Origin of the sequence: Xanthomonas cissicola, assembly GCF_008801575.1 — a bacterium.
Classification (GTDB): domain Bacteria; phylum Pseudomonadota; class Gammaproteobacteria; order Xanthomonadales; family Xanthomonadaceae; genus Xanthomonas; species Xanthomonas cissicola.
The window spans coordinates 129,370-136,261 of the sequence record NZ_VZPL01000006.1 but is presented as its reverse complement, the minus strand read 5'-3'; the positions used below and the strand labels follow the sequence as shown (position 1 = coordinate 136,261).

General features: G+C 65.0%; 6 protein-coding genes and 1 pseudogene. 4 read left to right on the top strand and 3 right to left on the bottom strand.

What is annotated here, in order from left to right:
• Together F7R02_RS04500 and F7R02_RS04495 are read right to left on the bottom strand one after the other, a co-directional pair.
• Window positions 1-187 (bottom strand): transposase (locus F7R02_RS04500; RefSeq protein ID WP_151210039.1); only part of this gene is annotated, 187 nt, incomplete at its 3' end.
• Window positions 188-230: 43 nt separating this feature from the next.
• Window positions 231-2,918: pseudogene (locus F7R02_RS04495) on the bottom strand (ligand-binding sensor domain-containing protein); the annotation flags it as partial.
• Window positions 2,919-3,014: 96 nt separating this feature from the next.
• Between F7R02_RS04495 and F7R02_RS04490 the strand changes: the two are divergent.
• Genes F7R02_RS04490 through F7R02_RS04480 form a run of 3 tightly spaced genes read left to right on the top strand, consistent with a single transcriptional unit; the run spans window position 3,015 to window position 4,816 of the window.
• Entirely contained in the window at window positions 3,015-3,677 is a 663-nt protein-coding gene (locus F7R02_RS04490; RefSeq protein ID WP_078590254.1) for a YceI family protein, read from the top strand.
• Window positions 3,674-4,237 (top strand): cytochrome b, encoded by a 564-nt coding sequence (locus F7R02_RS04485; protein ID WP_011348192.1) that lies wholly within the window; start codon window positions 3,674-3,676, stop codon window positions 4,235-4,237. Before F7R02_RS04490 ends, F7R02_RS04485 begins: the two co-directional genes overlap by 4 nt.
• A gap of 9 nt (window positions 4,238-4,246) precedes the next feature.
• Complete coding sequence (locus F7R02_RS04480; RefSeq protein ID WP_039419011.1) at window positions 4,247-4,816, top strand: YceI family protein; 570 nt, start codon at window positions 4,247-4,249, stop codon at window positions 4,814-4,816.
• Between the two features lie 146 nt (window positions 4,817-4,962).
• Here the strand turns inward: F7R02_RS04480 and F7R02_RS04475 are convergent, their stop codons facing one another.
• A complete protein-coding gene (locus F7R02_RS04475) occupies window positions 4,963-5,202 on the bottom strand; it encodes a glutaredoxin family protein (RefSeq protein ID WP_078590253.1) in 240 nt (79 codons plus the stop codon).
• Window positions 5,203-5,289: 87 nt separating this feature from the next.
• On the opposite strand from F7R02_RS04475, the gene F7R02_RS04470 reads away from it, so the two are divergent.
• Window positions 5,290-6,672, top strand: coding sequence for an L-serine ammonia-lyase (locus F7R02_RS04470; protein ID WP_078590252.1), 1,383 nt, complete (start codon window positions 5,290-5,292; stop codon window positions 6,670-6,672).
• Window positions 6,673-6,892 lie beyond the last annotated feature (220 nt).

Genomic DNA, 6,892 nt, shown 5'->3' with positions numbered 1-6,892 from the left:
AACGGTTCATGCGTGTGTAGACCGTATGCCAGTTGCCAAAGCGCTTGGGTAGGCCGCGCCATTTGCAGCCATGCTCGGCAACGTAAAGGATGGCGTTGACCACTTGCAGGTTGGTCATGCTGACATTGCCGCGCTGCGCCGGCAGGCAGTGTTCGATCAGAGAAAATTGTGCTGGCGTGATCTCCATGCCCAATAGTTTAATCGCTCGGGCCATTAGTGTTAACAGGCCCTAGTTCCACCACCTGGCCGACCAACTGGCGCAGATCGAAATCGCGGTAATCCAGCGGCAATTTGCCCGCTTCGATCCGGGCCAGATCCAGTGCATCGTTGACCAGACGCAGCAGGTGCTTGCCGGCCAGCTGGATCGCGCTTGCATAGCCTTGCTGACGGCTATCCAATGGGGTCTGCAGCAGTAACTCGCTCATGCCCAGCACACCGGTCATCGGCGTGCGCACCTCGTGACCCAACGTTGCCAGAAAGCGCGTCTTGGCGAGCGACGCCTGCTCGGCCAACTCGCGCTTGTGTTGCGCCAGCTGCCATTGCGCGCGCATGCGGATACGTCGGCGATAAGCGGCGGCCAGCAAGGCGCTCAACAGCAATCCGGAAAACCCAATCGCCGCAATCCCGATCTCGCTACGCCACCAGGGGGGCCTGACCGAAAATTGCAGCGAACGTACCTGCGAGCGATTGCCCAGCGGGTCGATGCCCTGCAGCGCAAGCGTGTAGTTGCCGGCAGGCAGGCTGGCGAATTCGCGGATGCCGGTGTTGCCTATGGTCTGCCAGTCAGTATCGAAGCCTTTCAGGAAGCTGCGATACCGATTGGACAGCGGGTCGCTGTACGACAGCAAGCGGCTGACGATCTGCAGCTGGCGGTCCTCCGGGCCCAGCTGGAACGGGCGGTCCATCGGCAAGGCGATGCGTGCGCCATTGCGCAGCACGCTGACGTGTTCCAGCTGCAGTGCCGGCACGAACGGGGCAACATCCGGCATTGCGGTATCCAGCAGCACGGTAGAGCCATCGCTGGTTGCCCCGATCAAGGTGTCGCCCGAAGTCAACAGGCAATGCTGGATGAACTCCTGACTGGTGAGGCCATCGCGCGTGCCGATATTGCGGACCCGTGCCGGATTCACCGAGGGATCGATCCGCCAAAGCCCGCGCAGACTGGAAATCCAGACACGCCCACGCGGGTCGATCTGCATGGCAGAGGCATCGAACCCGCTCAGTCCATCCGCTTCGCCTACCTGACGCACGCGCTTCCAGCCGGCGGCGCGCTTTTGCCACTGCTCTGCACCGGAGGCGCGATATACCCAAAGTGTGTCCGCAGACTGGCTGGCGAATGCCTGGATCGGCGTCCCCTCAAGCCCTGCCACCGGCACGAAGCGGCTTGTCGCGTCGTCCCATGCGAACATGCCGCCCTCGCCGGCCACCCAGACGCGTCCGTCGGGGCCCTGGTCCAGTTGTTGGATGTCGATCGCGCGTAGGCCATGCAGGTCTTGTTGGGTCATCCGCTGCAAGACCTTGCCGGTGCGTAGATCGCGCTGCTGCACCATGTCGATGAAGGCCATCCAGACGGTGTCGCCATGCTCCATGATCCATTCCGGCGCCGACAACGCCGACGACGGCTCGGGCCCATCGGACGGCCAGTGCACGAAGTCACCGGTACGCAGGTCCATCCGCGAAAGGCCAAAGGTCAAATTCCCCAGCCACACCCGTTGCAGGCGATCTTCCAATGCCGACACCAACTCCATCCCTTTGAGCTGCGGCGACTGCAGGCCTGTCTGGAACGAATCGCCGGTGCTCGGATCCACGCGCAACAGACGCCCCTGCGCATCGACCTGCCATAAGCCCCCTGAGCGCTTGGCAGGCGCCAGGTTGCAATAGATCGCATCGCCCATCGGCACCGCGGGCTTGAGCACGGCACTGCGTTTCCAGTCGGCTGGCAGATACCCAAGCCCGGTGCCATGCATGGGCACCCATAGGCCGCCATCGGCCGCCCCCATCAAGCCGATCACGTTACGACGCGACAGCGGCCCCTCCCCGCTCAGGGCGGGCACCGGTGGACGCTCTCCGCGCGTGCGCCAAAGACCACGTCCGCTGCCCAGCCAGAATTCGCCATCCGGCGTCGCGACTGCGCCCCAGAACTCATTACCGTTGCCGAACATCGTTGACCAGGCAAGCGGCTGCCAGCGACCGTCGGCGCGCAGCACGTGCAATCCCGATTCGCTTCCCAGCCACAAACGGTCCCCGGCCCACTGCAAACCGAAGATGGCCGCTTCCCGGTTTGGCTCGTCCGCGACGTATTGGCGGTGCAGTTGCGTGCCGTCGTAATAGGCCAGGCCATTGCTGGTGCCGATCCACAGGCGGTGCTGGTTGTCCACCGCCAGGTTCATGACCATGGCGTGATCCAGCGCGCCTTCGATCCCGCCCAGGTTCACCGACGACATTCCTCCGTCGGCACCGATGCGCACCAGCGCACCGGTGGTGGTGCCGGCCCAGATGCCGCCATCGAATGCGGCGATGCTGAAGATCTCGCCGTCCTTCAGCAATGGATAGTCTGCAGCGCGATAGTGAACAAAGCGCCTGCGGCCGGCATCCAGCACGCTCAGCGTCTTGCCGCAGCCCACCCAGACCCGGTCCAGCGCATCGATATGCAATGCCTGCACCGCGTTGCAGGGCAACGACCCGGGGTCGGCCGGATCGTGCCGCCAGGTCCTGAAGCCCGCGCCGTCGTACCGCACCAGACCGTCGAGCGTTCCAAGCCATAGATAGCCGGCGCGATCCTGGCTGATGGCAACCACCATCGTCGAAGGCAATCCTTCGCTGGGTCCCACGATCCGAAAGCGTGGCACTTCCGGAATCTTTGCCGCGCACGGCCAGATCGCCAACAGCACGGCCAGCACCACGATGAGTACACGCATGGGGGAATCCTTTCCTCGTCCAGCCGGCATGCTCGCAACGGATCGTTGCGAGCGCAAGCCGAGCGCGCGTTGCCGGGATATGTCTAGAATCCGCCCATGGCAATCCTCGCCCGCCTATTGGTGTCCTCTGCCCTGGTTGCAACCAGCCTCGCCGCCACCGCTGCGCCTGTGCGGTATGCGCTGGATCCGGTGCATACCCGGGTGTTGTTCGCGGTGGAACATGCCGGCTTTTCCAAGGCATTGGGCACCGTTTCCGGAAGTAGCGGCACCTTGGTCTTCGACCCGGACGACTGGGCCGCCGCCCGGCTGGATGTCACCGTGCCGCTGCACCGCGCAGACCTGGGCGATGCCAAGTGGAACCAGGCCACCCTGGCACGCAACCTACTCGACGCCGAGCGCTTTCCCGACGCGCATTTCGTCTCCACGCACGTCGAGGCCAGCGGCGAAAACCACGCCAAGGTCAGCGGTAACCTGACCCTGCACGGGGTCACCCGCCCGGTTACCCTGGACGTCACCCTCAACGCGCTCAAGCGCCATCCGCTCCCGCCGTTCCGCCGTACGGCCGGTTTCTCCGCCACCGCCACGCTGAGCCGTTCCGAGTTCGGGATTGATGCCTGGAAATCGATGATCGGCGACAGCGTGGAGTTGCGCATCGAAGCCGAAGCCGTGCGCGAAGGGCGCGCCGACGACGAGACCCACGAGCCGCAAGCCGCACCCACGCCTGCGGACGCCGCCGCCACCCAGGAATCGGGCACATGAGCACGAAGAACCTCGAGCGCTGGGGCGGTGTGAGCCAGACCCTGCACTGGTTGATCGCACTGCTGATCCTGGTGCTGGGCATCGTCGGCCTGACCATGGGCGAGCTGCCCAAGACCCCGAAATACTTCTGGGTGTACACGGCGCACAAATCGGTGGGGCTGACTGTCCTGGCCTTGGTGATCGTGCGGCTTGGGTGGCGCATCTACGCCGGCGCACCGCCGCCGGTGGCCGGTACGCCGCGCTGGCAGGAGCGCATCGCCGGGTTCACCCACTGGCTGCTGTACGCCATGATCTTCGCCATGCCGCTGTCGGGCTGGTTGTACGACTCCACCAGCGGCCTGCGGCCGTTTCGCTGGTTCGGCCTGTTCAATGTGCCCAAGCTCAGCCCCCCGGACGAACAATTGCGCGCCATTGCGCACTTCGTCCACGAATGGGGTTTCTGGTTGCTGATTGCCGTGGTATTGGCGCATGCCGGCGCTGCGTTTTACCACCACCTGTTCCAGCGCGACGCCACCCTGGCGCGGATGTTGCCGCGTGGCTGGCTGGCTCCCAAACCATAAGGATTTCCCATGTCGTCCAAGTTGTTTGTCTCTCCGATGCTGGTCGCGGCCTCGCTGGTGGCCACGTTCGCCGCCGCGCCGGTGCTGGCCGCCGATTACGTGCAGGCGCCCGGCTCCAGCCTGGTATTTGCCAGCAAGTACGACGGTGAAGTGTTCACCGGCAAGTTCCTCGGCTTCGACACCACGCTGAGTTTCGATCCGGCCAATCTTGCCGGGGCCAAGCTCGATGTGCGTATCCCGCTGGCCAGCGCGGTCAGCGGCAACAACGATCGCGATTCCACCCTGCAGGGTCCGGATTTCTTCAATGTCGCCAAGTTCGCCACTGCGCGCTACCGCGCCGACAAGTTCCGCGCCCTGGGCGGCAACCAGTACGCTGCCGACGGCACCTTGGAACTGCGCGGTGTCAGCAAGCCGGTGATGCTGACCTTTACCTGGACGCCCGGCGCGCAGCCGGTGCTGTCCGGCAAGGCCGTCGTCAAGCGGCTGGACTTTGGCGTGGGCGGCGGCGACTGGGCCGACACCAAGACCATTCCCAACGAAACCGCGATCAGCACCAAGGTCGTGTTGAAGGCGAAGTAACGCCACAGGCTGCAACCGGACGCAGCCACTGAGCGGCGGACTACTCGTCGGGTCCGCCGCTTTTTTGTGCCCACATGGCGTGGGACAGCGAGCCGGTGCTCACCGGCTGCTATAGATTGCGGAGCCGGCGCGTTGTCGTGCCGCTCCTACCGCTTGGCGACGTCGTCGTCCAGCCATGCGCGCAAGCGCACGCGATCGAACGGCCAATCCAGCTCGCGTCCACGCGCATCGCGCAGCACCGGCACGCGCGCGCCGTAAACGGCCTCAAGCGCCGCGTCGTCGTCGATAAACACGCTGTCGAAAACGCCCGCACGCGCCTGCGCCAGCACTTCCACGGCTTGGTCGCACAGGTGGCAATCGTCGCGCTGGTACAGGGTCAAGGGCATCCGCCGGGCTCTCATGCTGCGCTGCAGCCGTGCCGCAACCGCCGAACGACTAGAATAGCCGCCTTTACGCTCACCTCTTCGGCACGCATGGCTGTCAGCACGTTCGACCTGTTCAAGATCGGTATCGGCCCGAGTTCCTCCCACACCGTGGGGCCGATGCGCGCCGCCGAGCGCTTCGTGCACCGCTGGCTGCTCGATGCCGGGCGCCTGCAGAATGTGGTGCGCATCCGCGCCGAAGTGTTCGGTTCGCTCGCCCTGACCGGCCGCGGCCATGGCACCGACAAAGCCGTGCTGCTGGGGCTGGAGGGCCATCGCCCCAGCGTGATCGACCCGGACATCATCCCTGCCACGCTGGAGCGCATTCGCGCCAGCAAGCGCATCGCCTTGATGGGCCAGCACGCCATCGTCTTCGACGAAAAGCGCGACTTGCCGATGAACAAGCGGCAGAAGCTGCCGTACCACACCAACGGCATGCGCTTTACGGCCTATGACGCCGATGAAGCGGTCATCGCCACACGCGATTACTATTCGGTCGGTGGCGGCTTTGTCGTCAACCAGGACGACGCGGCCGACGATCGCATCGTGGCCGACGAAACGCCGCTGCCCTACCCGTTCCTCAGCGGCGACGAACTGCTCGCGCAGTGCGCGCGCAGCGGCCTGAGCATTGCCGCACTCATGTTCGAAAACGAGAAAAGCTGGCGCAGCGAAGACGAGATCCGTGCTGGTCTGCGCGAACTGTGGAATGCGATGCAGTCCTGCGTGACGCGCGGCATCCGCGAAGAAGGCACGCTACCGGGCGGCCTGAATGTCTCCCGCCGCGCACCTGCGCTGTATCGCGAACTCTCCTCCAAGCCCGAAGCGGCCATGCGCGACCCGTTGACCACGCTGGATTGGGTCAACCTGTACGCCTTGGCAGTGAACGAAGAAAACGCCGCCGGCGGCCGGGTGGTCACCGCGCCGACCAATGGCGCGGCCGGCATCATTCCCGCGGTGCTGCATTATTTCGACCGTTTCTGCGCGGGCGCCTCCGAGCAACGCATCTTCGACTTCCTGCTCACTGCTGCCGCCATCGGCATCCTCTACAAGGAGAACGCCTCGATTTCCGGCGCCGAAGTCGGCTGCCAGGGCGAAGTGGGCGTGGCCTGTTCGATGGCCGCCGGCGGCCTGGTTGCCGCGCTTGGCGGCAACCCGGGGCAGATCGAAAACGCCGCGGAGATCGGCATGGAGCACAACCTCGGCCTGACCTGCGACCCGATCGGCGGGCTGGTACAGATTCCGTGCATCGAACGCAACGCCATGGGCGCAGTGAAAGCCATCAACGCCAGCCGCATGGCCATGCGCGGCGACGGCAAGCACAAGGTCTCGCTGGACAAGGTCATCAAGACCATGCGCGACACTGGTCGCGACATGCAGGACAAGTACAAGGAAACCAGCCGCGGCGGCCTGGCGGTGAACGTCATCGAATGCTGAGCCACTCGTAGGCGGGGTGCTGATCAACCCAGCGCGCGCAGCGACGAAAGAACCCGCTCCACAGATGCATGCCCTTGCACTGCCGTTCTCGTGCACGCGGGAGAAGAGGGGCGAATGCCGATGAGGGAACGCACCAGCCGCGGGGAATGCTCTGCCCTTCTTCCGCACGCGGGAGAAGGTGCGCCAAGCGCGGACGAGGGCAACAGACGTCGGCGCACGC

Coding starts and splice junctions, on each gene's coding strand:
- F7R02_RS04490 (WP_078590254.1), top strand. CDS start 3,015: ATGGCAATCCTCGCCCGCCTATTGGTGTCCTCTGCCCTGGTTGCAACC.
- F7R02_RS04485 (WP_011348192.1), top strand. CDS start 3,674: ATGAGCACGAAGAACCTCGAGCGCTGGGGCGGTGTGAGCCAGACCCTG.
- F7R02_RS04475 (WP_078590253.1), bottom strand. CDS start 5,202: ATGCCCTTGACCCTGTACCAGCGCGACGATTGCCACCTGTGCGACCAA.
- F7R02_RS04470 (WP_078590252.1), top strand. CDS start 5,290: ATGGCTGTCAGCACGTTCGACCTGTTCAAGATCGGTATCGGCCCGAGT.
- F7R02_RS04480 (WP_039419011.1), top strand. CDS start 4,247: ATGTCGTCCAAGTTGTTTGTCTCTCCGATGCTGGTCGCGGCCTCGCTG.